The following is a 22,801-nucleotide window of genomic DNA, read 5'->3' as shown; positions in this document are numbered from 1 at the left end:
CCCACTGTGTTGTATTGAAAAAAGCGCCCGCAAGCCAGTGCGGGCGCTTTTTTGTTTCTGCGTGGTCCTCTCATGACCCGGCTCTTCGGCCGGTGTCGCGGAGCCGTTCTTACAGCTTGGCCTTGAGCAGCTTGGCCAGTTCCGAGAAGTTGCGCGTCACGGTGAAGCCGCATTCTTCCATGATGGACAGCTTGGCTTCGGCCGTGTCGGCACCGCCCGAGATCAGCGCGCCGGCGTGGCCCATGCGCTTGCCGGGAGGCGCGGTCACGCCAGCGATGAAGCCGACGACCGGCTTCTTCATGTTGTCCTTGCACCAGCGGGCTGCGTCAGCTTCGTCCGGGCCGCCGATCTCGCCGATCATGATCACCGCGTCGGTGTCCGGATCGTCGTTGAAAGCCTTCATCACGTCGATGTGCTTCAGGCCGTTGATCGGGTCGCCGCCGATGCCGACTGCCGACGATTGGCCCAGGCCGATTTCCGTCAGCTGAGCCACGGCTTCGTAGGTCAGCGTGCCCGAGCGCGAGACCACGCCGATGCGGCCCTTGCGGTGGATGTGGCCGGGCATGATGCCGATCTTGATTTCGTCGGGCGTGATCAGGCCGGGGCAGTTCGGGCCCAGCAGCAGCGTCTTCTTGCCGCCGGCCGCTTCCTTGGCCTTCATCTTGTTGCGCACTTCGAGCATGTCGCGAACCGGAATGCCTTCGGTGATGCAGATCGCCATGTCGAGGTCGGCCTCGACGGCTTCCCAGATGGCGGCCGCGGCGCCTGCCGGCGGCACGTAGATCACCGACACGGTGGCGCCCGTCTGCTGGGCGGCTTCCTTGACGGAACCGAAGATCGGGATGTTGAAGATCGACTCGCCGGCTTTCTTCGGGTTCACGCCGGCCACGAAGGCGTTCTTGCCGTTCGCGTATTCCTGGCACTTCTCGGTGTGGAACTGGCCGGTCTTGCCGGTGATGCCCTGCGTGATGACTTTGGTGTCTTTGTTGATGTAGATCGACATGACTTGTTCCTTAGGCCTTCTTGACTGCTGCCACGACCTTCTGGGCCGCTTCCGCCATGGTGTCGGCGCTGATGATCGGCAGGCCCGAATCGGCCAGCAGCTTCTTGCCTTCGACTTCGTTGGTGCCCTTCATGCGCACGACCAGCGGCACTTGCAGGTTCACGGCCTTGCAGGCCGCGATCACGCCGGTGGCGATGGTGTCGCACTTCATGATGCCGCCGAAGATGTTCACGAGGATGGCTTCCACGTTCTTGTTCTTCAGCATGATCTTGAAGGCTTCGGTGACCTTCTCGGGGGTGGCGCCGCCGCCCACGTCCAGGAAGTTGGCCGGCTCGCCGCCGAACAGCTTGATGGTGTCCATGGTGGCCATCGCCAGGCCGGCACCGTTCACCAGGCAGCCGATGTTGCCGTCCAGCGAGATGTAGGCGAGGTCGAACTTCGAGGCTTCCACTTCGGCCGCGTCTTCCTCGTCGAGGTCGCGCAGGGCGACGATCTCGGGGTGGCGGAACAGCGCGTTGCTGTCGAAGTTGAACTTGGCGTCCAGGGCGATGATGTTGCCCTTGCTGTCACGGTTGAGCGGGTTGATCTCGACCAGCGAGGCGTCCGTCTCCATGTAGCAGGTGTAGAGCTTCTTGAAGATGTCCACGGCCTGGGCGGTGGAGTCGGCCGGAATGCCGATGCCGTCGGCGATCTGCTTGGCCTGTTCGTCGGTCAGGCCCTGGGCCGGGTCGGCGAACACGGTGATGATCTTCTCGGGCGAGGAGTGGGCCACTTCCTCGATGTCCATGCCGCCTTCGCTGGAAGCGATGAAGGCCACCTTCTGGGTGGCGCGGTCGGTCACGGCCGAAACGTAGTATTCCTTCTGGATGTCGGCGCCGTCTTCGATGTAGAGGCGGCGGACCTTCTGGCCTTCGGGGCCGGTCTGGTGCGTCTTGAGCTGCATGCCGAGGATCTCGCCGGCGAGCTTCTTGACGTCCTCGATGGACTTGGCGACCTTGACGCCACCGCCCTTGCCGCGGCCACCCGCGTGGATCTGGGCCTTGACGACCCAGACCGGGCCTCCAAGCTTCTGGGCGGCTTCAACCGCCTCCTGGACCGTATAGGCCGGGATGCCGCGCGGCACCGGCACGCCGAACTTGGCAAGGATTTCCTTGCCTTGGTACTCGTGAATCTTCATGAGGGATGTCTCTCGGAAGGAGGAGGTTGAGAAATCGGGAGATCGGGGCGGAGAGGGTCTATGCTCTGTTGCTCGCGGGCGACGGCAGCCTGACGGCTGGGGGCGGCGAACAACCGCGGACTGTATCATGGTGCGCCGCACCAATGCTGTAAGTGGGGTTGCGGGCAATACGTACTTCCTACTAGCTACCCTGGGGCACTTCCATCATGGCCAAGGTTTTCATCGACGGCGAAGCCGGCACCACCGGCCTTCAGATTCGCGAACGTCTGCAGGCAATGCCGCAGATCGAACTCGTGAGCATCGCCCCCGAGCTGCGAAAGGACGCCGGCGCCAAGCGCGAACTGATGGCCGGCGTCGACCTGGTGGTGCTGTGCCTGCACGACGACGCGGCGCGCGAATCGGTCGCGCTGATCGACCAGCTCCCCGGCGCCAAGCCAAAGATCATCGACGCCTCCACGGCGCACCGCATCGCCCCCGGCTGGGTGTTCGGCTTCCCCGAGCTCACCGAAGGCCACTGGCAGGCGGTCGCCAGGGCAGAGCGCGTCGGCAACCCCGGCTGCTACGCCACCGGCGCGATCGCCATGGTTCGCCCGCTGGTCGACGCGGGCATCCTGCCGGCCGACTTCCCCATCTCGCTGCCCTCCGTGAGCGGCTATTCGGGCGGCGGCCGTACCATGATCGAGGCCTACGAAAAGGGCGAGGCCCCGGCCTTCGAGATCTACGCGCTGGGCCTGAAGCACAAGCACATCCCCGAAATCATGACCTACACCGGCCTCACCCGCCGGCCGGTGTTCATCCCGTCGGTGGGCAATTTCAAGCAGGGCATGCTGGTCCAGCTGCCGCTGCACCTCGACCTGCTGCCCGGCAAGCCCAAGGCCGGCGACCTGCAGGACGCGCTGGCCGCGCACTACGCGCGCAGCAACACGCCCGAGCAGTTCGTGAAGGTGCTGCCGCCGACTGAAGACGGCAAGCTCGAGGCGTTGGCGCTCAACGACACCAACAAGCTCGAGATCCGCGTGTTCCCGAACGAGGACCATCGCCATGCCGTGGTGATCGCCCGCCTCGACAACCTCGGCAAGGGCGCCAGCGGCGCCGCGGTGCAGAACCTGAAGCTGATGCTGGGGCTCTGAGCCCCACGCCTCGCACCGGCCTGCCGGCCGGTCAGTTCACCAGCCAGAGCCCCACGCCCAGCAGGGCCGCGTGCGCGCCCAGCGCGATGTACAGCGGCTTGCGCGAGGGCGCGGCCATGTCCTGAAGCGTCTCGTGGATGCGGCGCGTGAGCAGCGCGCGCAGCGCCGGGTCCTGGGGCGCGGCACCGCCCTCGCCCGCCACCAGCTCGTTTCCGCTCTCCGCGCGGCTGCGCTGCCACTCGGCCAGCATCTCGCTCAGCGGCAGCCTGTCGATCACGAAGGCCACGACCGCGCGCACCGCCTTGCCTTCGCCCAGCACCGGCGCAAGCTGCCTGCTCAGCGCATCGACCGACAGCCAGTCGGCCACGCGATGCAAGGCGCCGTGCGCCTTCGGCATGGCCTCGATGCGGCTCGCGATCGCGCCGCCCAGCCGCTGCGACACGGCCTCGCCACGCGCCGCCACCAGATGCTGCATCGCACGCGCGCGCCCTTGCTGCACGCCCAGTGCCACGTAGACGACGACGAAGAACAGCAGCAGAAGCGCCACCAGCAACGGCGGCGAGGTGATGAGCGCGAGCACCGCGCCAACTCCGCCCGCGCGCGCGGCTACGTTGCCAGGCCCCTGCAGCTGGCTCAGGTAGAAGAAGAAAACGCCGCCGCCCAGGAAGACGCCGAGCAGGCCGCCCTTGATCACGGAACCGGCGAATGACAACCCGGCCTTGGCACCGGTGCGCACGAGCGACTGCTGGGCCGCTGAGTCGGTTGACGACATGGGAAAGACTCCTCCGTTGTTATTGACGGCCGCCTCGCGCGATTGCTGCTGCTGCGCAACCGCCGGCCCGCCGCGGATCATGCCACCGGCGCCGCTCCACCATAATCGCGCGCAAACCATACGAGGAGAATTCCATGGCCGTCAAATTCCAGAAACCGACCGCGGCATTCGTCGCCGCATCCTGGGCTGCGCTGCTCATCGGCGCCATCGTCTACCTGATCGGGCTGTGGAACGCCTCCATGCAGCTCAACGAGAAGGGCTACTACTTCACCATCCTGATGTACGGCCTGTTCGCCGCCGTCTCGCTGCAGAAGACCGTGCGCGACCGCCTCGAAGGCACCGCCGTCACCGGCATCTACTACGGCCTGTGCTGGATCTCGCTGCTGCTGTCGGTGGCGCTGCTGGCCGTCGGCCTCTTCAACGCCACGCTGGCCGCGAGCGAAAAGGGCTTCTACGCCATGGCCTTCCTGTTGAGCCTGTTCGGCGCTGTGGCCGTGCAGAAGAACGTGCGCGACATCGCCGCGCACAAGAGCGAAGCGCCCGCCCCGCTCGACGAAGCCACCGACGCGAACTGAGCCGCCCGTACGCCCGGGGCCGCGCAGCTACTCGTTGTCGTTGTAGCCGCTGGCCCCCATCAGCGCCGACAGGCGCGCGGCGATGTTGCCCACGATCTCGCGCACCTGCACGACGTCGGGCGCCGACTTCTGGTCGATGCGCTCGATGTACGGCACGTTGATCGACGCGATCACATGGTCGGCCGCGCCCATCACCGGGAACGCGATGTTGGTGATGCCGCGCGTCTGCCTGCTCGGCATGGCCGAATAGCCGCGCTCGCGCACTTCCTGCAGGATGGAGAAGAGCTGGCCGGGGTCCATGTCGAGCTCGCCCTCCACGCCGATGTGGGCGCGCAGCATGCGGGCACGGTCGATCTCGTCGCGGAAGGCCAGCAGCACGTGGCCCGATGAGGTGTCGGTCAGCCCCATCACCACGCCCACCTTCAGCCCGAAGGACCAGCGCTCCGGGCTCTCGACCTGCGCGATGACCACCACGCGTCCGCCCTGGTACATGGCGAGGTGGCACGACTGCCGCGCCCGGTTGGCCAGCTCGCGCAGCAGCGGCAGCGCCGCGCTCACCAGGCTCTTGAGCGGCTGCTGGCGGTGCGCCAGCTCGAACATGCGCAGCGTGAGCGTGTAGCGGTCGTTCTCGTCGACCTGCACGAAACCGCGGCGCTGCAGCGTCACCGCCATGCGGAAGATCTCGCTGACCTTGCGCCCGACCTTCTGGGCCAGCTCGTTGAGCGTGTAGCCCGAGGGGCTGTCGGCCAGCGCCTCCAGGATGTCCAGCCCCTTCTCCAGGGCCGGCGCGGCATAGCGCAGCGCGCCCTCGCCTTCCGGTGCGGCCTCTTCCTGGCCTTCCTGCTCTTCCTGTGCTGCTGGTGCCTGCTTCATCGTTCCCCGCTCATTCCCCGTTCAGTTCGACCATCCACCGTCGATCATATGGATCGCGCCGGTAGTGAAGGCAGATTCGTCCGAAGCCAGGTACACCACCAGCGCGGCGATCTCCTCCGCCTTGCCCACGCGCCCCAGCGGCTGGCGGGCCACGAAGGCGGCGCGCACCGCGGCCTCGTCGGTGCCGGCCTGCTCGGCCTGGGCGGCGATGCGGTCGCGCAGCGAGGGCGATTCGACCGTGCCCGGACAGATGGCATTGCAGCGCACGCCCTGCTGGATGAAGTCGGCCGCCACCGCCTTGGTCAGCCCGATGACCGCCGCCTTGGAGGCACCGTAGACGAAGCGGTTGGGCACGCCCTTCACGCTCGAGGCGGCCGAGGCCATGTTGATGATCGAGCCGCCGCGCTCCAGCATCGCCGGCAGGAAGGCGCGGATGGTGCGGTACATGGACTTCGCGTTGAGGTCCATGCTGAAGTCCCAGTCCGCCTCCTCGCAGGCCAGGATGTTGCCGGCGTGCACGAAGCCGGCGCAGTTGAAGAGAACGTCGAGCCGCCCCGTGGTCTGCGCGAAGGCCTGCACCGCGGCGGTGTTGCGCACGTCGAGCCGGGCGGTCTTCAGGCTGCTCAGGCCCTCATCGCGGGCCAGCGCGGCGAGCTCGGCCAGCGCCGCCTCGTCCACGTCGGTGGCCCACACGGTGCCGCCTTCACGCGCCAGCGCCAGCGCGCTGGCCCTGCCGATGCCCTTGCCGGCGGCGGTGACGAGGATGTTCTTTCCCTGAACGCGTGAAGTCACTGGATGTCCTTTGAGAGTGGAGAGTTGATGCGTATGTGAAATTCATATTTCACTGGTGAAATCAAATATACGCGACCCAAAGCCATTTGCACCCCCGCCAAAACCCGAGGCAAGTCGGGGCGGATCGGTAGTTACCCTCGAACAAGCGCAAACCCCAGCTTCTGGCTTGAGCCCCGCTTGGTAATCTCATTCGTGAAAAGTGTTTTTATCTAAGAAAACAAGATTCACCCCATGGCCCAGACTCCCGACACCCCGGCAACCTCGCTGCTCACCCGCCTGCAAGCCTGCTACACCGGCATCCTTCACGACGTGATGCGTGCCGCCGGGCTGCGCGACTTCACGCTGCCGCCCACGCTGCGCCCGCTGATCCCCGGACAGAAGCTCTGCGGCCCGGCCTTCACGGTGAACGGCCGCGTCGACACCACGGCCGATCCGCACGAGACGCTGATGGCATGGACCGGTTTTCTCTCGCGCGCCAAGCCGGGCCACATCGCGGTGATCCAGCCGAACGACTCGACGGTCTCGCACATGGGCGAGCTCTCGGCCGAGACGCTGGGCCGCAAGGGCGTGCTGGGCGTGATCGCCGACGGCGGCGTGCGCGATGCCGAATTCATCATCCGGCAGGGCTTCCAGGTGTGGCACCGCTACTTCACGCCGCGCGACATCGTGGGCTACTGGCTGCCCGAGGCGATGGACGTGCCGGTGCGCATCGGCGAAGTCACGGTGAACCCCGGCGACCTGCTGCTGGCCGACACCGACGGCGTGATCCGCCTGCCGCTCGCGCAGGCCGAGGCCGTCATCACCGAGGCCGAGCACATGATGGGCCGCGAGAACCTCGTGCGCACCGCCATCCTCGCGGGCACCGATCCGCAGGAGGCTTACCTGAAGTACCGCAAGTTCTGAGCGCCACCGGATGCCGAACCCCCAATCCATCGACGCCCGGCTGGTGCTGCTCTCGCCCGGCGACAACTGCCTGATCGCCTGCACCAGCCTTCCCGCGGGCACCGCCGTGCAGCTCGAAGGCGGCACCGTCGCGCTCGCGAAGGACATCGGACTGGGCCACAAGCTCGCGCGCCACGCCATCGCGGCCGGCGAGAAGGTGCTGAAGTACGGCGCCGTCATCGGCAGCCTGAGCGCGCCGGTCGCGGCCGGCGAGCACATCCACACGCACAACCTCGACAGCGACTACACGCCGACCTACACGCTGGACGAGGGCAAGACCTTCGTCGGCCACGCCTGAGGCGCCCTCCGCTCATGAACGCTTCCAACCTCCAGCTCCAGGGCTTTGCGCGCGCCGACGGCCGCAAGGGCATCCGCAACGTCGTGGTCGTGGCCTACCTCGTCGAATGCGCGCACCACGTGGCGCGCGAGATCACGCTGAACTTCCGCCAGCAGGACGGCGAGTCCGAAGTGCATCTCGTCGGCTTCCCTGGCTGCTATCCGAACGAGTACGCCGAACGCATGATGGAAGCCATCGCCACGCATCCCAACGTGGGCGCGGCGCTGCTGATCTCGCTGGGCTGCGAGAGCATGAACAAGCGCAAGCTAGAGCAGGCGGTGGCCGCTTCGGGCCGGCCGGTGCACACACTCACCATCCAGCAGGAAGGCGGCACGCGCAGCACGATCCGCGAAGGCACGGAGTGGGTGCAGTGGGCGCTGGCCGAACTCGCGCAGCAGCAGCGCGTGCCCATGGCGATGAGCGAGCTGGTGGTGGGCACCATCTGCGGCGGCTCCGACGGCACCAGCGGCATCACCGCGAACCCGGCCGTCGGCCGCGCCTTCGACCTGCTGATCGAACAGGATGCGCGCTGCATCTTCGAGGAAACCGGCGAGCTGATCGGCTGCGAGTTCCACATGCAGCGCCGCGCCGCCACGCCCGAACTGGGCGAGGCCATCGTCGAATGCGTGAACAAGGCCGCGCGCTACTACAGCACCATGGGCCACGGCAGCTTCGCGCCGGGCAATGCCGATGGCGGGCTCTCCACCATCGAGGAGAAGTCGCTGGGCGCGTATGCCAAGAGCGGCGCCTCGCCCATCAACGGCATCGTGAAGCCAGGCGACGTGCCGCCGCAGGGCGGCCTCTACCTGCTGGACGTGGTGCCCGACGGCGAGCCGCGCTTCGGCTTCCCGAACATCAGCGACAACGCGGAGATCGTCGAACTCATCGCCTGCGGCGCGCACGTGATCCTGTTCACCACGGGGCGCGGCTCGGTGGTGGGCTCGGCGGTGTCGCCGGTCATCAAGGTCTGCGCGAACCCGGACACCTACCGCCGGCTCTCCGAGGACATGGACGTCGACGCAGGCCGCATCCTCGAAGGACGCGGCACGCTGCAGGAAGTGGGCGAAGAGATCTTCGACGCGGTGCGCCGCGTGGCCGACGGCAGCGCCACCAAGTCCGAAGCACTGGGGCACCGCGAATTCATCCTGACCTACAAGGCCTTCGAGCCGCTCGGGCCTTCGTGCCTGCCGCTCGCGCGCGCCGCGTAGCAGCCCTTCCCTTCCTTTCTTTTTCCTTCCCGACTTCATTGGACTTCCGGAGCCCAACGCATTGAACTACCAGTTCGACTTCATGCCCGTGCTCGAGCAGTGGCCGCTGCTGCTCGAAGGCGCGTGGACGACCGTGCAGCTGTCCTTCATCGCGACCGTGCTGGGCTTCGTGCTCGGCACCGTCTGCGCGCTGGGCCGCAACAGCCGCCATGGCTGGCTGCGCAGCCTGGCGGGCGGCTACGTGGAGGCCATCCGCAACACGCCGCTGCTGATCCAGAGCTACTTCCTGATCTTCGGCCTCTCCAGCGCCGGCGTGACGATGCCGATCATGGTGGGCGCCGTGCTGGCGCTGGTGGTGAACATCGGCGCCTACAGCTGCGAGATCATCCGCGCGGGCATCGAGTCGATCCACAAGGGCCAGCTCGAAGCCGCCGAGTGCCTGGGGCTGTCGAAGGTGCAGGTGTTCTGGCACGTGATCCTGCGGCCCGCGGTGGAGCGCGTGTATCCGGCGCTGGCGAGCCAGTTCGTGCTGCTGATGCTGGCCTCCAGCATCATGTCCTCGATCGGCGCGGAAGAGCTCTTCGGCGTTGCCAACCGCATCCAGTCGGACACTTTCCGCAACTTCGAGATCTTCATCGTGCTGTGGGTGGTGTACCTGGCGCTGTCGTACGCCATGCGCCTGGGCTTCTGGCTGCTGGGCATGCTGGTCTTCCCGCGCCGGCGCAAGCTGGGCACGCCGCTGTGAAGGAGGCACGGACATGAAATTCATGCCGGCCGAGCATCTCGGCTTTCTCCTGATGGGTGCGTGGGGCACGATGCAGCTCTCGGCGCTGGCCTTCGTCGGCGGCGGACTCGTCGGCCTCGCGCTGGCGCTGGCGCGCGTGTCGCCGGTGAAGGCGGTGCGCGTGGCGGCCGCGAGCTACATCCAGGTCATCCAGGGCACGCCGCTGCTGGTGCTGATGGGCGTGTGCTTCTTCGGGCCCAACATCGTGGGCATCGGCTCGGTGCCGGCGCTCGCGGCGGCGGCGATGGCCATCACGGTCTATGCGAGCGCCTTCCTCGGCGAGATCTGGCGCGGCTGCATCCAGGCCGTGCCGCGCGCGCAGTGGGAGGCCGCCGAGTGCCTGGCGCTCACGCGCTGGGAGCGCATGCGCCGCGTGATCCTGCCGCAGGCGCTGCGCATCGCGACGCCGCCCACGGTGGGCTTTCTCGTGCAGATCATCAAGAACACCTCGATCGCCTCGCTGGTGGTCGGCTACGCCGAGCTTTCCTACAACGCCAAGGTGCTGAACAACTCGACCTTCCAGCCCTTCCTGTACTTCGGCTGCGCGGCGCTTCTTTATTTCGCCCTTTGTTATCCGCTCTCGCGATGGAGTCGCGCCCTTGAAAGGAAGCTCAATGCAGCCCGTGGTTGAACTCAACGACGTCCACAAGCACTTCGGCAAGCTGCACGTGCTCAAGGGCGTGTCGTTCTCGGTGACGCGCGGGCAGGTGGTGGCCATCATCGGCCAGAGCGGCTCGGGCAAGAGCACCGCGCTGCGCTGCATCGACCGGCTGGAAACCATCGACAGCGGCACCATCCAGTGCTGCGGCCACGCGGTGCACGACCCGGCGCTGGAGCTGCGCTCTCTGCGCAAGGACGTGGGCATCGTGTTCCAGAGCTACAACCTGTTCCCGCACCTCACGGTGAAGCAGAACATCACGCTCGCGCCGCAGTCGGTGAAGAAGATGAGCGCCTCGGAAGCCGGCGCCATCGCCATGGAAGTGCTGGAACGCGTGGGCCTGGCCGAGAAGGCCGACGCCTACCCCGAACAGCTCTCGGGCGGCCAGCAGCAGCGCGTGGCCATCGCGCGCTCGCTCGCGATGAAGCCGCAGCTGATGCTGTTCGACGAAGTGACCTCCGCGCTCGACCCGCAGCTCACCGGCGAGGTGCTCAAGGTCATGGAGAAGCTCGCCTCCGAGGGCATGACCATGATCCTCGTGACGCACGAGATGGCCTTCGCGCGCGGCGTGGCCGACAAGGTCATCTACATGCACCAGGGGCTGGTCTGGGAAGAAGGCGACGCCAGCATCCTCAGCAACCCGCAGACGCCGGAGCTGCGCCAGTTCATCGGCACCGGGCTTTGATTTTTCCTTCAGACAACTCCAGGAGACTTTCGATGACTTCTTCTTCCTTGCTCTCGTTCAAGCGCCGCGGCGCCCTGTTGTCGGCCCTCGCGCTGGCCCTGCCGCTCGGCTTTGCCGGCGTGGCGCACGCCGACCAGCTCGACACCATCACCGCCGCCAAGAAAATCCGCGTGGCCATCGACCTCGCCGTGCCGCCCTACGGCCTGAAGGACGAGAAGCTCAACGCCACCGGCTCCGACGTCGAGACCGCGCGCCTGCTGGCCAGGAGCCTGGGCCTGGAGCTCGAGATCGTGCCGACCACCGGCGCCAACCGCATTCCCTTCCTGCAGACCGACAAGGCAGACATCGTGATCTCCAGCATGTCGGTGACGCCCGAGCGCGAGAAGGTGGTCGACTTCTCTGTGCCCTATGCCGCCATCCTGGCCGTGGTGGGCGCGCCCAAGAGCATGACCATCACCGGCCCGGCCGACCTGGCGGGCAAGAAAGTGATTGCCACGCGCGGCACCACCAACGACCAGGAGGTGACGAAGATCCTGCCGGCCGGCGCGCAGATCGTGCGCTTCGACGACGACGCCACCTCCATCACCGCCGTGGTGAGCGGACAGGCCGACATCTTCGCGACCGCGCCGCCGCTCTTGAAGACCATCAACGAGAAGAACCCTGCCAAGCAGATGGAGCCGAAGTTCACGATGAAGGTCAACATGCTGGCCATCGGCATGCGCAAGAACGAGCCGCGCCTGAAGGCCAAGCTCGACGAGTTCGTGAAGGCGCAGCTCAAGAGCGGCGAGCTCAACACCATCTACAAGAAATTCCACGGCGCCGACCTGCCCGCGGACGTGATGCGCAGCGGAGCCTGAGCACGATGGCGAAGATCGACCAGGTAGAAATCGCGCAGATCGACATTGCGCCCAAGGTCAAGCGCACCGACGCGATCCAGTCCTTCGTGACGCAGGAGACCGTGATGGTCACCGTGCGCTGCGACGACGGCTCGTCGGGCATGGGCTACACCTACACCATCGGCACGGGCGGTTCGTCCATCGTGGCGCTGCTGAACGACCACCTGGCGCCGAGGCTGACAGGGCGCGACCCGCAGCAGTACGAGGCCATCTGGCGCGACCTGTTCTTCCACACGCATGCCACCGTCGTGGGCGCGATCACCAGCCTCTCGCTGGCGGCCATCGACACCGCGCTGTGGGACCGCAACGCGCGCGCGGCGGGCCTGCCGCTGTGGAAGTTGGCCGGCGGCGCGCAGGAGCGCGTGCCGGTCTACACCACCGAGGGCGGATGGCTGCACCTGGAGCCCGCGCAGCTGCTGGAGCAGACGCTGGCCGCCAAGGCGGAAGGCTTCCTGGGCGCGAAGATCAAGGTCGGCAAGCCGCACGTGGCGCAGGACATCGCGCGCCTGGCGGCCGTGCGCGAGGCCGTGGGCGCGGACTTCGAGCTGATGGTCGACGCCAACCAGAGCTTCACCGTGGCGGAGGCCATCCGCCGCGCGCGCCAGTACGCACCGCTGGATCTCGCCTGGTTCGAGGAGCCGATGCCCGCCGAGCACGTGCGCGCGCATGCGCAGCTGCTGGAGAGCACCAGCGTGCCGATCGCGGTGGGCGAATCGATGTACCACCCGTCGCAGTTCGCGGAATACATCCAGCAGGGCGCCTGCTCGATCGTGCAGGCCGACGTGGCGCGCGTGGGCGGCATCACGCCGTGGCTCAAGATCGCGCACCTCGCGGAGGCGCACAACATCGCGATGTGCCCGCACTTCCTGATGGAGCTGCACGTGAGCCTGTGCGCGGCCGTGCCGAACGCGCGCTGGGTGGAATACATCCCGCAGCTCGACGACCTCACGACGAGCCGGCTGCGCATCGAGGGCGGCCATGCGGTGGCGCCGGAAACGCCGGGACTGGGCATCGAGTGGGATGCCGGCCAGCTGAAGGCTCGTCGCAAGTTCGAGCCGCTGGTGGTGCGCGGCTGAACCTCCGCCCGATTCAGTCTGCCTCGAGCAGGCTGCGCAGCGCCAGCAGGTCGCGCGCGATCCACTCGGCATCGCGCGCGAAGGCTGCGTCGTCCATGTGCGGCTGGCGCAGCAGCGTGAACTGCAGCTCGCAGGCGTCCGGCGCGACGCCGATCACGCGAAACGGCAGGTAGACCTCGGGCACGCCTTCGGGCGCCACCCAGTGGTCGAGCACGCCGAAGTCGTTGGGCGGCGCGAAGCGCATGCGGGCCTCGCCGCTTTCGGGCGTGCGCACGATCCAGTGGTCGCCGCGCGGCACCAGCGCGCTTTTCGCGAGGCCGCTGGCCCATTCGGGAAGCCGCCTCGGGTCGGCCGCCAGCACATAGGCGCGGCGCCATTCGCAGGCCACGCGCTGCGTGATGACGCGGGATTGCGCCGCGCCGCCTTCACTGCTCTTCTGCTGCTTCATCGAAATCGCTCCTGAGCACCTTGGAGACGACGGCGCCGGAGAAGCCGCGCGCCATCAGGAATCGCATCTGCTTCGCCCTCTCCTTCGCATCGGCAGGCGGGGCGCTGAAGCGGCGGCGCCAGACGGCCGTGGCGCGCTCGACTTCCGTATCCTGCAGGCCGGCCACCGCCTCGGCGATGGCCTCGGGCGCGATGCCCTTGGCCTGCAGCTCCTGCCTCACACGCAAAGCGCCCGAACTGGCCGCGCGCTGGTGAAGCACCGAAGCCACCACGCGCGGTTCGCTGATGAAGTCCTTGGCCGCCAGCTCGTCGAGCGCCTTCGCCAGCGTGCCGGGCTCTTCCTCGTGCCTGGCCAGCTTGCGCTCCAGCTCCGCGCGCGAATGCTCGCGCTGGCTCAGCAGGCGCAGCGCGCGGCCTTTGAGGGATGGGGCGTCGAATGCCATGCGGGGAGTCGCTCGCGCGGCCCCCGGAAGGAGCCGCGCCCGGTCTTATTCGCCCTTCTCGGCCTTGTCGGCCTTGTCGGCCTTGGCCGCCTTCTGCGGCTTCTCGGGCTCCTCGGTGCCGACATCGGCAGCCAGCAGCGGAATGCCCAGCGACTCGCGCACCTTGTTCTCGATCTCGCGCGACAGCGCCGGGTTCTCGCGCAGGAACTCGCGGGCGTTGTCGCGGCCCTGGCCGATCTTCTCGCCGTTGTAGGCGTACCAGGCGCCCGACTTGTCGATGATCTTGGCGTTCACGCCCATGTCGATGATCTCGCCCTCGCGGCTGATGCCCTCGCCGAACAGGATGTCGAACTCGGCCGTCTTGAACGGAGGCGAGACCTTGTTCTTCACCACCTTCACCTTGGTTTCGTTGCCGATGGCCTCGTCGCCCTTCTTGATGGTGCCGATGCGGCGGATGTCCAGGCGCACCGAGGCGTAGAACTTCAGCGCGTTGCCGCCGGTGGTGGTTTCGGGCGAGCCGAACATCACGCCGATCTTCATGCGGATCTGGTTGATGAAGATGACCATGCAGTTGGTCTTCTTGATCGTGGCGGTGAGCTTGCGCAGCGCCTGGCTCATCAGGCGGGCCTGCAGGCCGGGCAGCGAGTCGCCCATTTCGCCTTCGATTTCGGCCTTGGGCGTGAGCGCGGCGACCGAGTCGACCACGATCAGGTCCACGGCGCCCGAGCGCACCAGCGAATCGACGATTTCAAGCGCCTGCTCGCCGGTGTCGGGCTGGCTGATCAGCAGGTCCGACAGGTTCACGCCGAGCTTCTGGGCGTATTGCACGTCGAGGGCATGCTCGGCATCGACGAAGGCGCAGGTGCCGGCCTGCTTCTGCATGGCGGCGATGACCTGCAGCGTGAGCGTGGTCTTGCCCGAGGATTCCGGGCCGTAGATCTCGACGACGCGCCCGCGCGGCAGGCCGCCGACGCCCAGCGCGATGTCCAGGCCCAGCGAACCGGTGGAGACCACCTGGATGTCTTCCAGCGCTTCGCCCTCGCCGAGCCGCATGATGGTGCCCTTGCCGAACTGCTTTTCGATCTGGGCCAGCGCGGCCTGCAGGGCCTTGGCCTTTTCGGTGTTGCCGCCGGCGATGCTCGAACCCTTGACGATTGCGTCCATGTGGAAATCTCCTTGAAAATCAATGGCTTGTGTGTGACACCATCCATCTGCGTTTAACTACAGGCTGGATGCTTGAACAGTAGTGTAGAGGCTGATTCCTTGGCGTAAACCTGTTTTTTAGTCAGTTTGCTTTACCATCTGAAGCATGGCCGACACCGCCTTCTCCGCCGATCAGGACGCCTGGCGCCAGACCCACCTGGGCCGCCTGCTGGGCCACGCCATGCGCCGCTTCGACGAGCGCGTGCTGGAGTTGATGGCGCACGACGTCGACGTGCCGCTGGCGCTGTCGAACCTCGCGGCGCGCGCGCAGGTGAGCGCGGCGCACATCCACATCACGCGGCACCTGGCGCGCGAGGGCTCGCGCCTCACGGAGCTGGCCGAGCGCGCGGGCATGACCAAGCAGGCCATGGGCGCGCTGGTCGACCAGTGCGAGGCCTGGGGGCTGGTCACGCGCGGGCCCGATCCGCTGGACGCGCGGGCGCGGCGCGTGCTCTTCACCGCCGACGGGCTGGCCTGGCTCGACGCCTTCCGCGGCGCGGTGACGCAGGCGGAAAAGGAGTTCCGCGCCAGCGTGGGCGACGAGATCGCCACCGTGGTAACCATCGGACTCGAAGCCTATACGGCGGGCTAGACTCCGGCGAAGAGACAAACGTGAACGGCGCCGGCGTGGCGCCCGACACTCGAAACAGGCCGGAGGTGGCGCATGCGGATTCTGATTGCCGAAGACGACCAGGTGCTGGCCGATGCCCTGCTGCGCAGCCTGCGCACCTCGGGCGCGGCGGTCGACCACGTGGCGAACGGCTCGCAGGCCGACACCGCGCTCATGACCCATGACGAGTTCGACCTGCTGATCCTCGACCTCGGACTGCCCAGCCTGCACGGCATCGAGATCCTCAAGCGCCTGCGCGCGCGCGGCTCGCAGCTGCCGGTGCTGGTGCTCACCGCCGCCGACAGCGTGGAAGAGCGCGTCAAGGGCCTGGACCACGGCGCCGACGACTACATGGCCAAGCCCTTCAGCCTGCAGGAGCTCGAGGCGCGCGTGCGCGCCCTCACCCGGCGCGGCATGGGCGCCACCAGCAACACCATCCGCCACGGCCCGCTGGTGTACGACCAGGCCGGCCGCGTGGCCACCATCGACGGCAAGATGATCGAGCTGTCGGCGCGCGAACTCGGCCTGCTCGAGGTGCTGCTGCAGCGCGCCGGCCGGCTGGTGAGCAAGGACCAGCTGGTCGACCGGCTGTGCGAATGGGGCGAGGAGGTGAGCCTCAACGCCATCGAGGTCTACATCCACCGGCTGCGCAAGAAGATCGAGAAGGGCCCGGTGCGCATCGCGACGGTGCGCGGGCTGGGCTACTGCCTCGAAAAGATCCAACCCTGATGCATTCTGAGATGCGGGAAATGCCGCGGAACCGGCTTTGCCGGGCCGCAGGCATTGCCCCCGGAAGGGGGTTGGCGAAGCGACACGAAGTGCGCGCAGCCTGGGGGCGAACCAAGTGAAGTTGTTCCAGCGCGCGCAGCGCTCCTTGTTCGGCGAGATCCTCGACTGGATGCTCACGCCGCTGCTGCTGCTGGTGCCGGTGAGCATCGGCGTCACCTGGCTGGTGGCGCAGGGCATTGCCAACGCGCCCTTCGACCGCGCGCTGGAGCACAACGTGAAGGCGCTGGCCGAGCTGGTGACGGTGAGGGAAGGGCACGCGCAGTTCGTGCTCTCGCAGTCGGCGCGCGAGATCCTGCGTGCCGACGAGACCGGCCACGTCTACTACCAGCTGCTCGACGGCTACGACAACCTGCTCAGCGGCGAGCGCGACATTCCGCAGCCCGGACTCGACGAGCCGCTGCCGCCCGGCCAGGTCTTCCTGCACAACAGCGACGTGCACGGCCAGCCGGTGCGCGTGGCCTCGATGTGGATCGCCAGCGGCACCGACGACGTGCCGCCCACGCTGCTGCAGCTGGCCGAGACGCGCGAGAAGCAGTCGGTGCTGGCGGCCGAGATCATCAAGGGCGTGCTGCTGCCGCAGTTCGCCATCCTGCCGCTGGCGGTGCTGCTGATCTGGCTGGCGCTGGTGCGCGGCATCAAGCCGCTGTCGGTGGTGGAGGCTCGCATCCGCGAGCGGCGCCCCGGCGACCTGAGCCCGCTGGACGAATCCTCGGTGCCGCTGGAAGTGGTGCCGCTGGTGTCATCGGTGAACGAGCTGCTGGACAAGCTCAACGACTCCATAGGCACGCAGAAGCGTTTCCTGGCCGACGCGGCGCACCAGCTGAAGACGCCGCTGGCGGGCTTGCGCATGCAGGCCGACCTGGCGCAGCGCGAGGGCGCCAACGCCGACGAGCTGAAGCAGTCGCTCAAGCAGATCGGCCGCGCCAGCAAGCGCGCCACGCACACGGTGAACCAGCTGCTGTCGCTGGCGCGCGCCGAGGGCAACAGCGCCAACGCGCACCACCAGCCCTGCGACCTCGCGAAGCTGACCATCGAGGTGGTGCGCGAGGCGGTGCCGCGCGCCATCGAGAAGCGCATCGACCTGGGCTACGACGGCGTCGAGCCCGGCGCGCCGGGCGCGGTGTTCGACGGCAACGCCACGCTGCTGAAGGAGCTGGTGCGCAACCTGGTCGACAACGCGATCAACTACACGCCATCGACGCCCGAGCGCCCCGGCCTGATCACCGTGCGCGTGCTGGCCGACCCCTTCGGCCACGTGCTGCTGCTGCAGGTGGAGGACAACGGCCCGGGCATCGCCGAGTCCGACCGCGAGCTGGTGTTCGAGCCCTTCTACCGCGTGCTCGGCAACGAGGCCGATGGCTCGGGGCTGGGCCTGCCGATCGTGCTGGAGATCGCGAACCAGCACCGCGCACAGGTGAAGCTGGAGGACGCGCATCCCGGCAAGCAGCCGCCGGGGGCGCTCTTCACGGTGCGATTCGAAGGCGAGCAGCCGTCCTGAGACGGCAGCGGAAGTTCGTCAGGGCGCCGGTGCGGCGGCCTTCGGCGCTTCCTTGCGGATCTGCAGCCACTCGGGGTGGATCTGCCGCGCCATGCGCTGTGGCTCGCGCTCCGCGAGGCTGGCCGGCGCGAGACCGAAGCCGGCGAGATCGCCGCGCGCCCAGAGGAAGTAGCCGGCATTGGCCAGCAGCAGGACGACGAGGAGCAGGCGCAGCTTCATGGTGAAGATCAGAAAGACATGCCGCGAGGGCGCACGCTCACTTCATCGCTGGAAATGAGCTGCAGGCCGGCGTCGGTGCGCACCTGCAGCTCGCCGCCCCAGGCCACGCCTTCGCACAGGCCGGCGGTGCCGTCGCTGAGCGCCACCTCGCGCCCGCGCAGCACGTCGCGCGCGGCGAAGCGTTCGGCAAAGGGCGCGAAGCCGCGAGCCTCGAAGTCGAGCACCGTCCGCACCAGCGGCTCGGCCAGGTCGGCCAGCACCTCGGGCGCGCTGGCTCCGGGGCGCCACTGGTGCAGCCATGCCGGCGGCGTGCGCATGCCGTCGCCTTCGCGCGCGCCGATGTTGATGCCGATGCCGATCACCACATAGCGCGACGCATCCGGGCAGCCATCGGAGGGCAGGGCGGTTTCGATGAGGATGCCGACCAGCTTGCGGTCGTCGACCCAGATGTCGTTGGGCCACTTCAGGCCGACCTTGTGCGCGCCCGAGGGATCGAGCCCCTCGGCCACCGCCACGCCGACGGCCAGCGACAGGCCCGACCAGTCGGCGGGCGCGAGCGGCATGCCCAGCGAGAAGGTCAGCGAAACGGCCGCGTCCTGCTGCGCGCCGCTCTGCCAGGGGCGCCCGAGGCGCCCGCGCCCGGCCGTCTGGCGCTCGGCCACGAGCAGCACGGGCTCGACGCGGCCGGCGCGCGCGCGGCGCATCAGCTCGGTGTTGGTGGAGTCGATTTCGGCCACGGCCTCGACCGCGAAGCCGGGCAGCAGCGGCGCAACCGCCGCAGCGATCCGGTCCTGGAACCAGTCGGCGGTGCTGCTCTCGTTCATCCGTCAGTCCTTGGCGGACTTGGCTTTCTTCGCGGATTTCTTTTCCGCTTTCGCTTCAGCCTTCTTTTCGGCTTTCTTCTCGGCCTTTTTGGCTTCCTTTTTCGCCTCCTTCTTCTCGGCCTTTTTCTCGGCCTTTTTCTTTTCGGCTTTTTTCTTCGCCTTCTTCTTTTTCTTTTCCTCGTCCTCATCCTTGGGTGTCAGCAGCGTGCCGCGGCATTGTTCGGAGCCGCACCAGCAGGGAAATTCGGAAAGCAATTTCGGCGTGTACGGCTCGTCGATGATCAGGCCGTAGTCGTAGTTGAGCTCCTCGCCGGCGGCGATGTTGCGCAGCGCCTTGATATAAACGCGCCCATCGACCTCGTCGGCTTCGCAGTTCGGTTCGCACGAGTGGTTGATCCAGCGCGCGTCGTTGCCCTTGACGTTGCCGTCGATCACGCGGCCGTCGTCGATGTGGAAGTAGAAGGTATGGTTCGGCTGGGTCGGATCGTGCGGATGGCGGCGCAGCGCCTCCTTCCAGCTGATGACCTCGCCCTTGTATTCGATCAGCGTTTCGCCTTCGGCCAGGTCCTGCACGGCGAACACGCCGTTGCCGTGGACATCGGAGCGCCGCATCTGGATGCGGCGGCCGCCGCCGGAACGATCCTTGGCCTTGGCGGCGGGTTGTGCATCTGCCTCGGTAAGAGCGGTGGCTTGCGTATCACGACCGGCCGGAAGTGGGGATTTGGAAGGCATCGCCGAAGTCTGTTAGTTTGAATATGCACACATGCGTGTGCGCGCGTGCGCACGCGGGAAGCCGCAGATTGTATGTGGCCCCCACGCTCCCGCACTGCGTGTCGTCGCTGCCCCCGGGGGACCGCAGGCCGCCTTGGGGCGGCCCGGCGCCGGCCTGAATTTTTTAGGAACTGTTGATGAAGACGTTGGTAATCGCAGAAAAGCCGTCGGTGGCGCAGGACATCGTCCGCGCTCTCACGCCGGTCGCAGGGAAATTCGACAAACATGACGAGCATTTCGAGAACGACAGCTATGTCGTGACCAGCGCGGTCGGTCACCTGGTCGAGATCCAGGCACCCGAGGAATTCGACGTCAAGCGCGGCAAGTGGAGCTTCGCCAACTTGCCGGTGATCCCGCCGCACTTCGACCTCAAGCCCGTGGACAAGACCAAGACGCGCCTGAACGCGGTGGTCAAGCAGGCCAAGCGCAAGGACGTCACGCAGCTCATCAACGCATGCGACGCGGGGCGCGAGGGCGAGCTGATCTTCCGTCTCATCGAGCAGTACGCGGGCGGCAAGTCGGGCCTGAACAAGCCTGTGAAGCGGCTTTGGCTGCAGTCGATGACGCCGCAGGCCATCCGCGACGGCTTCGACGCGCTGCGCACCGAGAAGCAGATGCAGGGCCTGGCGGATGCCGCGCGCTCGCGCTCGGAGGCCGACTGGCTGGTGGGCATCAACGGCACGCGCGCCATGACCGCCTTCAACTCGCGCGACGGCGGCTTCTTCCTCACGACCGTGGGCCGCGTGCAGACGCCCACGCTGTCGGTGGTGGTGGAGCGCGAGGAGCAGATCCGCAAGTTCGTCTCGCGCGACTACTGGGAAATCCACGGCAGCTTCGCGGCCGAGGCCGGCGAGTACCCGGGCAAGTGGTTCAACCCCGACTGGAAGAAGGCCAACGCGCCTCTGCTGGCCAACGGCGAGCCCGACCCCGAGCAGCGCGCCGACCGCGTCTGGAACGAGCAGGAAGCCCGCGCCATCGCCGACGCCGCGCGCGGCAAGCCCGCCACCGTCACGGAAGAAAGCAAGCCCACCACGCAGGCATCGCCCGCGCTGTTCGACCTGACCTCGCTGCAGCGCGAGGCCAACGGCCGCTTCGGCTTCAGCGCCAAGACCACGCTGGCGCTGGCGCAGAGCCTGTACGAGCGCCACAAGGCGCTGACCTACCCACGTACCGATTCGCGCGCGCTGCCCGAGGACTATCTGCCGGTGGTCAAGCAGACCATGGGCATGCTCGCCAACAGCGGCATGAAGCACCTGGCGCCCTTCGCCCAGCAAGCGGTGGACGGCAACTATGTGAAGCCCAACAAGCGCATCTTCGACAACGCGAAGGTGTCGGACCACTTCGCCATCATCCCGACGCTGCAGGCGCCCAGCGGCCTGAGCGAGGCCGAGCAGAAGCTGTACGACTTCGTGGTGCGCCGCTTCCTGTCGGTGTTCTTCCCGAGCGCCGAATACCAGGTCACCACCCGCATCAGCACGGTGGAGCAGGGCGGCAAGAAGTACCCCTTCCGCACCGACGGCAAGGTGCTGGTGAAGCCGGGCTGGCTCGCCATCTACGGCAAGGAAGCCCAGGACGACGAGAAGGAAGACGACAAGGACGGCAAGCGCCTCGTGCCGGTGAAGCCGGGCGAGATCGTGAAGGCCGAGTCGGTCGACACCAAGGGCCTGAAGACGCGCCCGCCGGCACGCTATTCCGAAGCCACGCTGCTGGGCGCCATGGAAGGCGCGGGCAAGACCATCGACGACGACGAGCTGCGCGAGGCCATGCAGGAAAAAGGCCTGGGCACGCCAGCCACGCGCGCGGCCACCATCGAAGGCCTGATCGCCGAGAAGTACATCCTGCGCGAAGGCCGCGAGCTGATTCCCACGGCCAAGGCCTTCCAGCTCATGACGCTGCTGCGCGGCCTGGGCGTGGAAGAACTCTCCAAGGCAGAGCTGACCGGCGAGTGGGAATACAAGCTCGCGCAGATGGAGAAGGGCGCGCTCAGCCGCGACGCCTTCATGCGCGAGATCGCCGAGATGACGCAGCACATCGTCAAGAAGGCCAAGGAATACGACCGCGACACCGTGCCGGGCGACTACGCGACCCTGCAGACGCCGTGCCCCAACTGCGGCGGCATCGTGCGCGAGAACTACCGCCGCTACGCCTGCACCGGCAAGAGCGGCACCGGCGAGGACGCCTGCGGCTTCTCGTTCGGCAAGTCTCCGGCCGGGCGCACCTTCGAGGTGGCCGAGGCCGAGGCACTGCTGCGCGACAAGCACATCGGCCCACTGGAAGGCTTCCGTTCCAAGGCCGGCTGGCCCTTCACCTCCGAGATCGTCATCAAGTACGACGAGGAAGCCAAGAACTGGAAGCTGGAGTTCGACTTCGGCGACGACAAGAACGAGGAAAGCGGCGAGATCGTCGACTTCAGCGAGCAGGACACCGTGGGCCCCTGCCCGGTGTGCGGCGCGCCCGTGTTCGAGCACGGCAGCAACTACGTCTGCGAGAAGTCGGTGCCGACCAATTCGCAGCCCACGCCGAGCTGCACCTTCAAGACCGGCAAGATCATCCTGCAGCAGCCCGTGGAGCGCGCGCAGATGGAAAAGCTGCTGGCCACCGGCAAGACCGACCTGCTCGACAAATTCGTGAGCATGCGCACGCGCCGCGCCTTCAAGGCCTTCCTGACCTGGAACGCGGAAGAGGGCAAGGTGACCTTCGAGTTCGCGCCGCGCGAAGGCGGCAGCAAGTTCCCGCCACGCAAGACCTTCGCCGGCAAGACCGCCGCCGCCAAGAAGACGGCTGCTGCAAAGAAGACGCCCGCCGCCAAGAAGGCACCGGCCGCGAAGAAGGCCGCCGCGCCGCGCAAGACCGGCGCGGGCCTCAAGCCCAGCGACGCGCTGGCGGCGGTGATCGGCAACGAGCCGGTCGCGCGCACCGAGGTCGTGAAGAAGCTCTGGGACTACATCAAGGCCAACGGCCTGCAGGACGCCAAGGACAAGCGCTCGATCAACGCCGACGCCAAGCTCAAGCCGGTGTTCGGCAAGGACCAGGTGACGATGTTCGAGCTCGCGGGCATCGTGGGCAAGCATCTCTCGGCGGCCTGAGCC

General features: G+C 67.3%; 25 protein-coding genes. 14 read left to right on the top strand and 11 right to left on the bottom strand.

Going from position 1 to position 22,801, the window contains the following annotated elements:
* Window positions 1-109 precede the first annotated feature (109 nt).
* Both sucD and sucC read right to left on the bottom strand, forming a co-directional pair.
* Window positions 110-1,003: a succinate--CoA ligase subunit alpha gene (gene sucD / locus AC1VNX_RS01920; RefSeq protein WP_126021035.1), complete on the bottom strand. Its 894-nt coding sequence runs from the start codon at window positions 1,001-1,003 to the stop codon at window positions 110-112.
* A 10-nt stretch (window positions 1,004-1,013) separates the two neighbouring features.
* A complete protein-coding gene (gene sucC, locus AC1VNX_RS01915; protein ID WP_432728491.1) occupies window positions 1,014-2,180 on the bottom strand; it encodes an ADP-forming succinate--CoA ligase subunit beta in 1,167 nt (388 codons plus the stop codon).
* Window positions 2,181-2,386: 206 nt separating this feature from the next.
* On the opposite strand from sucC, the gene argC reads away from it, so the two are divergent.
* Complete coding sequence (argC, locus tag AC1VNX_RS01910; RefSeq protein ID WP_483155232.1) at window positions 2,387-3,310, top strand: N-acetyl-gamma-glutamyl-phosphate reductase; 924 nt, start codon at window positions 2,387-2,389, stop codon at window positions 3,308-3,310.
* A gap of 31 nt (window positions 3,311-3,341) precedes the next feature.
* On the opposite strand, the gene AC1VNX_RS01905 is transcribed toward argC, so the two are convergent.
* Window positions 3,342-4,082, bottom strand: a complete 741-nt coding sequence (locus AC1VNX_RS01905; RefSeq protein WP_483155231.1) for a hypothetical protein — start codon at window positions 4,080-4,082, stop codon at window positions 3,342-3,344.
* Between the two features lie 134 nt (window positions 4,083-4,216).
* Between AC1VNX_RS01905 and yiaA the strand changes: the two genes are divergently transcribed.
* The gene (yiaA, locus tag AC1VNX_RS01900; protein ID WP_483155230.1) at window positions 4,217-4,657 is read left to right on the top strand and encodes an inner membrane protein YiaA; all 441 of its coding nucleotides are present in this window, start codon (window positions 4,217-4,219) and stop codon (window positions 4,655-4,657) included.
* A 27-nt stretch (window positions 4,658-4,684) separates the two neighbouring features.
* On the opposite strand, the gene AC1VNX_RS01895 is transcribed toward yiaA, so the two are convergent.
* Together AC1VNX_RS01895 and AC1VNX_RS01890 are read right to left on the bottom strand one after the other, a co-directional pair.
* Window positions 4,685-5,530 (bottom strand): IclR family transcriptional regulator, encoded by an 846-nt coding sequence (locus AC1VNX_RS01895; RefSeq protein WP_483155229.1) that lies wholly within the window; start codon window positions 5,528-5,530, stop codon window positions 4,685-4,687.
* 21 nt (window positions 5,531-5,551) lie between these two features.
* Entirely contained in the window at window positions 5,552-6,322 is a 771-nt protein-coding gene (locus AC1VNX_RS01890) for an SDR family oxidoreductase (RefSeq protein WP_483155228.1), read from the bottom strand.
* Window positions 6,323-6,553: 231 nt separating this feature from the next.
* Here AC1VNX_RS01890 and AC1VNX_RS01885 point away from each other — a divergent pair, with 231 nt between their 5' ends.
* The 8 genes from AC1VNX_RS01885 to AC1VNX_RS01850 all read left to right on the top strand — a co-directional run bounded on the left by AC1VNX_RS01885 (window position 6,554) and on the right by AC1VNX_RS01850 (window position 12,908).
* Complete coding sequence (locus tag AC1VNX_RS01885; protein ID WP_483155227.1) at window positions 6,554-7,225, top strand: RraA family protein; 672 nt, start codon at window positions 6,554-6,556, stop codon at window positions 7,223-7,225.
* A gap of 10 nt (window positions 7,226-7,235) precedes the next feature.
* Window positions 7,236-7,562, top strand: a complete 327-nt coding sequence (locus AC1VNX_RS01880) for a UxaA family hydrolase (protein ID WP_483155226.1) — start codon at window positions 7,236-7,238, stop codon at window positions 7,560-7,562.
* A 14-nt stretch (window positions 7,563-7,576) separates the two neighbouring features.
* A complete protein-coding gene (locus AC1VNX_RS01875; protein ID WP_483155225.1) occupies window positions 7,577-8,809 on the top strand; it encodes a UxaA family hydrolase in 1,233 nt (410 codons plus the stop codon).
* Between the two features lie 61 nt (window positions 8,810-8,870).
* Window positions 8,871-9,554, top strand: a complete 684-nt coding sequence (locus tag AC1VNX_RS01870; RefSeq protein ID WP_483155224.1) for an amino acid ABC transporter permease — start codon at window positions 8,871-8,873, stop codon at window positions 9,552-9,554.
* A 22-nt stretch (window positions 9,555-9,576) separates the two neighbouring features.
* Window positions 9,577-10,224 carry an amino acid ABC transporter permease gene (locus tag AC1VNX_RS01865; protein WP_483161858.1) on the top strand — a complete coding sequence of 216 codons (648 nt, stop codon included), beginning with the start codon at window positions 9,577-9,579 and terminating at the stop codon, window positions 10,222-10,224.
* Window positions 10,208-10,936 carry an amino acid ABC transporter ATP-binding protein gene (locus AC1VNX_RS01860; protein WP_483155223.1) on the top strand — a complete coding sequence of 243 codons (729 nt, stop codon included), beginning with the start codon at window positions 10,208-10,210 and terminating at the stop codon, window positions 10,934-10,936. The genes AC1VNX_RS01865 and AC1VNX_RS01860 overlap by 17 nt, the downstream gene beginning before the upstream one ends.
* 32 nt (window positions 10,937-10,968) lie before the next feature.
* Window positions 10,969-11,793 (top strand): transporter substrate-binding domain-containing protein, encoded by an 825-nt coding sequence (locus tag AC1VNX_RS01855; protein WP_483155222.1) that lies wholly within the window; start codon window positions 10,969-10,971, stop codon window positions 11,791-11,793.
* A 5-nt stretch (window positions 11,794-11,798) separates the two neighbouring features.
* Window positions 11,799-12,908: a mandelate racemase/muconate lactonizing enzyme family protein gene (locus tag AC1VNX_RS01850; protein WP_483155221.1), complete on the top strand. Its 1,110-nt coding sequence runs from the start codon at window positions 11,799-11,801 to the stop codon at window positions 12,906-12,908.
* A 13-nt stretch (window positions 12,909-12,921) separates the two neighbouring features.
* Here the strand turns inward: AC1VNX_RS01850 and AC1VNX_RS01845 are convergent, their stop codons facing one another.
* From AC1VNX_RS01845 to recA, 3 genes are read right to left on the bottom strand one after another with little or no spacing between them, the layout of a single operon-like run.
* Window positions 12,922-13,356 carry an SRPBCC family protein gene (locus tag AC1VNX_RS01845; RefSeq protein ID WP_483155220.1) on the bottom strand — a complete coding sequence of 145 codons (435 nt, stop codon included), beginning with the start codon at window positions 13,354-13,356 and terminating at the stop codon, window positions 12,922-12,924.
* The gene (gene recX, locus AC1VNX_RS01840) at window positions 13,334-13,798 is read right to left on the bottom strand and encodes a recombination regulator RecX (protein WP_483155219.1); all 465 of its coding nucleotides are present in this window, start codon (window positions 13,796-13,798) and stop codon (window positions 13,334-13,336) included. The genes AC1VNX_RS01845 and recX overlap by 23 nt, the downstream gene beginning before the upstream one ends.
* Before the next feature lie 45 nt (window positions 13,799-13,843).
* Complete coding sequence (gene recA / locus AC1VNX_RS01835) at window positions 13,844-14,962, bottom strand: recombinase RecA (RefSeq protein ID WP_483155218.1); 1,119 nt, start codon at window positions 14,960-14,962, stop codon at window positions 13,844-13,846.
* A gap of 145 nt (window positions 14,963-15,107) precedes the next feature.
* On the opposite strand from recA, the gene AC1VNX_RS01830 reads away from it, so the two are divergent.
* From AC1VNX_RS01830 to AC1VNX_RS01820, 3 genes are all read left to right on the top strand, one after another.
* Window positions 15,108-15,593, top strand: a complete 486-nt coding sequence (locus tag AC1VNX_RS01830; protein ID WP_483155217.1) for a MarR family winged helix-turn-helix transcriptional regulator — start codon at window positions 15,108-15,110, stop codon at window positions 15,591-15,593.
* Between the two features lie 72 nt (window positions 15,594-15,665).
* Window positions 15,666-16,340, top strand: coding sequence for a response regulator transcription factor (locus tag AC1VNX_RS01825; RefSeq protein WP_019653813.1), 675 nt, complete (start codon window positions 15,666-15,668; stop codon window positions 16,338-16,340).
* A 115-nt stretch (window positions 16,341-16,455) separates the two neighbouring features.
* Window positions 16,456-17,898, top strand: a complete 1,443-nt coding sequence (locus AC1VNX_RS01820; protein ID WP_483155216.1) for a sensor histidine kinase N-terminal domain-containing protein — start codon at window positions 16,456-16,458, stop codon at window positions 17,896-17,898.
* Between the two features lie 18 nt (window positions 17,899-17,916).
* Here the strand turns inward: AC1VNX_RS01820 and AC1VNX_RS01815 are convergent, their stop codons facing one another.
* Genes AC1VNX_RS01815 through AC1VNX_RS01805 form a run of 3 tightly spaced genes read right to left on the bottom strand, consistent with a single transcriptional unit; the run spans window position 17,917 to window position 19,553 of the window.
* A complete protein-coding gene (locus tag AC1VNX_RS01815; RefSeq protein ID WP_126021022.1) occupies window positions 17,917-18,117 on the bottom strand; it encodes a sporulation protein in 201 nt (66 codons plus the stop codon).
* Window positions 18,118-18,125: 8 nt separating this feature from the next.
* Entirely contained in the window at window positions 18,126-18,941 is an 816-nt protein-coding gene (locus AC1VNX_RS01810; RefSeq protein WP_483155215.1) for a biotin--[acetyl-CoA-carboxylase] ligase, read from the bottom strand.
* Between the two features lie 3 nt (window positions 18,942-18,944).
* Window positions 18,945-19,553 carry an SET domain-containing protein gene (locus tag AC1VNX_RS01805; protein WP_483161857.1) on the bottom strand — a complete coding sequence of 203 codons (609 nt, stop codon included), beginning with the start codon at window positions 19,551-19,553 and terminating at the stop codon, window positions 18,945-18,947.
* A gap of 293 nt (window positions 19,554-19,846) precedes the next feature.
* On the opposite strand from AC1VNX_RS01805, the gene AC1VNX_RS01800 reads away from it, so the two are divergent.
* A complete protein-coding gene (locus tag AC1VNX_RS01800; RefSeq protein WP_483155214.1) occupies window positions 19,847-22,798 on the top strand; it encodes a DNA topoisomerase III in 2,952 nt (983 codons plus the stop codon).
* The last annotated feature ends 3 nt before the right edge of the window (window positions 22,799-22,801 follow it).

The organism is Variovorax sp. TLI9-5A (assembly GCF_056867935.1).
The sequence above is the reverse complement of the archived record's forward strand: the minus strand, read 5'-3'. Positions and strand labels throughout refer to the sequence as shown.

Coding starts and splice junctions, on each gene's coding strand:
- sucD (WP_126021035.1), bottom strand. CDS start 1,003: ATGTCGATCTACATCAACAAAGACACCAAAGTCATCACGCAGGGCATC.
- sucC (WP_432728491.1), bottom strand. CDS start 2,180: ATGAAGATTCACGAGTACCAAGGCAAGGAAATCCTTGCCAAGTTCGGC.
- argC (WP_483155232.1), top strand. CDS start 2,387: ATGGCCAAGGTTTTCATCGACGGCGAAGCCGGCACCACCGGCCTTCAG.
- AC1VNX_RS01905 (WP_483155231.1), bottom strand. CDS start 4,082: ATGTCGTCAACCGACTCAGCGGCCCAGCAGTCGCTCGTGCGCACCGGT.
- yiaA (WP_483155230.1), top strand. CDS start 4,217: ATGGCCGTCAAATTCCAGAAACCGACCGCGGCATTCGTCGCCGCATCC.
- AC1VNX_RS01895 (WP_483155229.1), bottom strand. CDS start 5,530: ATGAAGCAGGCACCAGCAGCACAGGAAGAGCAGGAAGGCCAGGAAGAG.
- AC1VNX_RS01885 (WP_483155227.1), top strand. CDS start 6,554: ATGGCCCAGACTCCCGACACCCCGGCAACCTCGCTGCTCACCCGCCTG.
- AC1VNX_RS01880 (WP_483155226.1), top strand. CDS start 7,236: ATGCCGAACCCCCAATCCATCGACGCCCGGCTGGTGCTGCTCTCGCCC.
- AC1VNX_RS01875 (WP_483155225.1), top strand. CDS start 7,577: ATGAACGCTTCCAACCTCCAGCTCCAGGGCTTTGCGCGCGCCGACGGC.
- AC1VNX_RS01865 (WP_483161858.1), top strand. CDS start 9,577: ATGCCGGCCGAGCATCTCGGCTTTCTCCTGATGGGTGCGTGGGGCACG.
- AC1VNX_RS01860 (WP_483155223.1), top strand. CDS start 10,208: ATGCAGCCCGTGGTTGAACTCAACGACGTCCACAAGCACTTCGGCAAG.
- AC1VNX_RS01855 (WP_483155222.1), top strand. CDS start 10,969: ATGACTTCTTCTTCCTTGCTCTCGTTCAAGCGCCGCGGCGCCCTGTTG.
- AC1VNX_RS01850 (WP_483155221.1), top strand. CDS start 11,799: ATGGCGAAGATCGACCAGGTAGAAATCGCGCAGATCGACATTGCGCCC.
- AC1VNX_RS01845 (WP_483155220.1), bottom strand. CDS start 13,356: ATGAAGCAGCAGAAGAGCAGTGAAGGCGGCGCGGCGCAATCCCGCGTC.
- recX (WP_483155219.1), bottom strand. CDS start 13,798: ATGGCATTCGACGCCCCATCCCTCAAAGGCCGCGCGCTGCGCCTGCTG.
- recA (WP_483155218.1), bottom strand. CDS start 14,962: ATGGACGCAATCGTCAAGGGTTCGAGCATCGCCGGCGGCAACACCGAA.
- AC1VNX_RS01830 (WP_483155217.1), top strand. CDS start 15,108: ATGGCCGACACCGCCTTCTCCGCCGATCAGGACGCCTGGCGCCAGACC.
- AC1VNX_RS01825 (WP_019653813.1), top strand. CDS start 15,666: ATGCGGATTCTGATTGCCGAAGACGACCAGGTGCTGGCCGATGCCCTG.
- AC1VNX_RS01815 (WP_126021022.1), bottom strand. CDS start 18,117: ATGAAGCTGCGCCTGCTCCTCGTCGTCCTGCTGCTGGCCAATGCCGGC.
- AC1VNX_RS01810 (WP_483155215.1), bottom strand. CDS start 18,941: ATGAACGAGAGCAGCACCGCCGACTGGTTCCAGGACCGGATCGCTGCG.
- AC1VNX_RS01805 (WP_483161857.1), bottom strand. CDS start 19,553: ATGCGGCGCTCCGATGTCCACGGCAACGGCGTGTTCGCCGTGCAGGAC.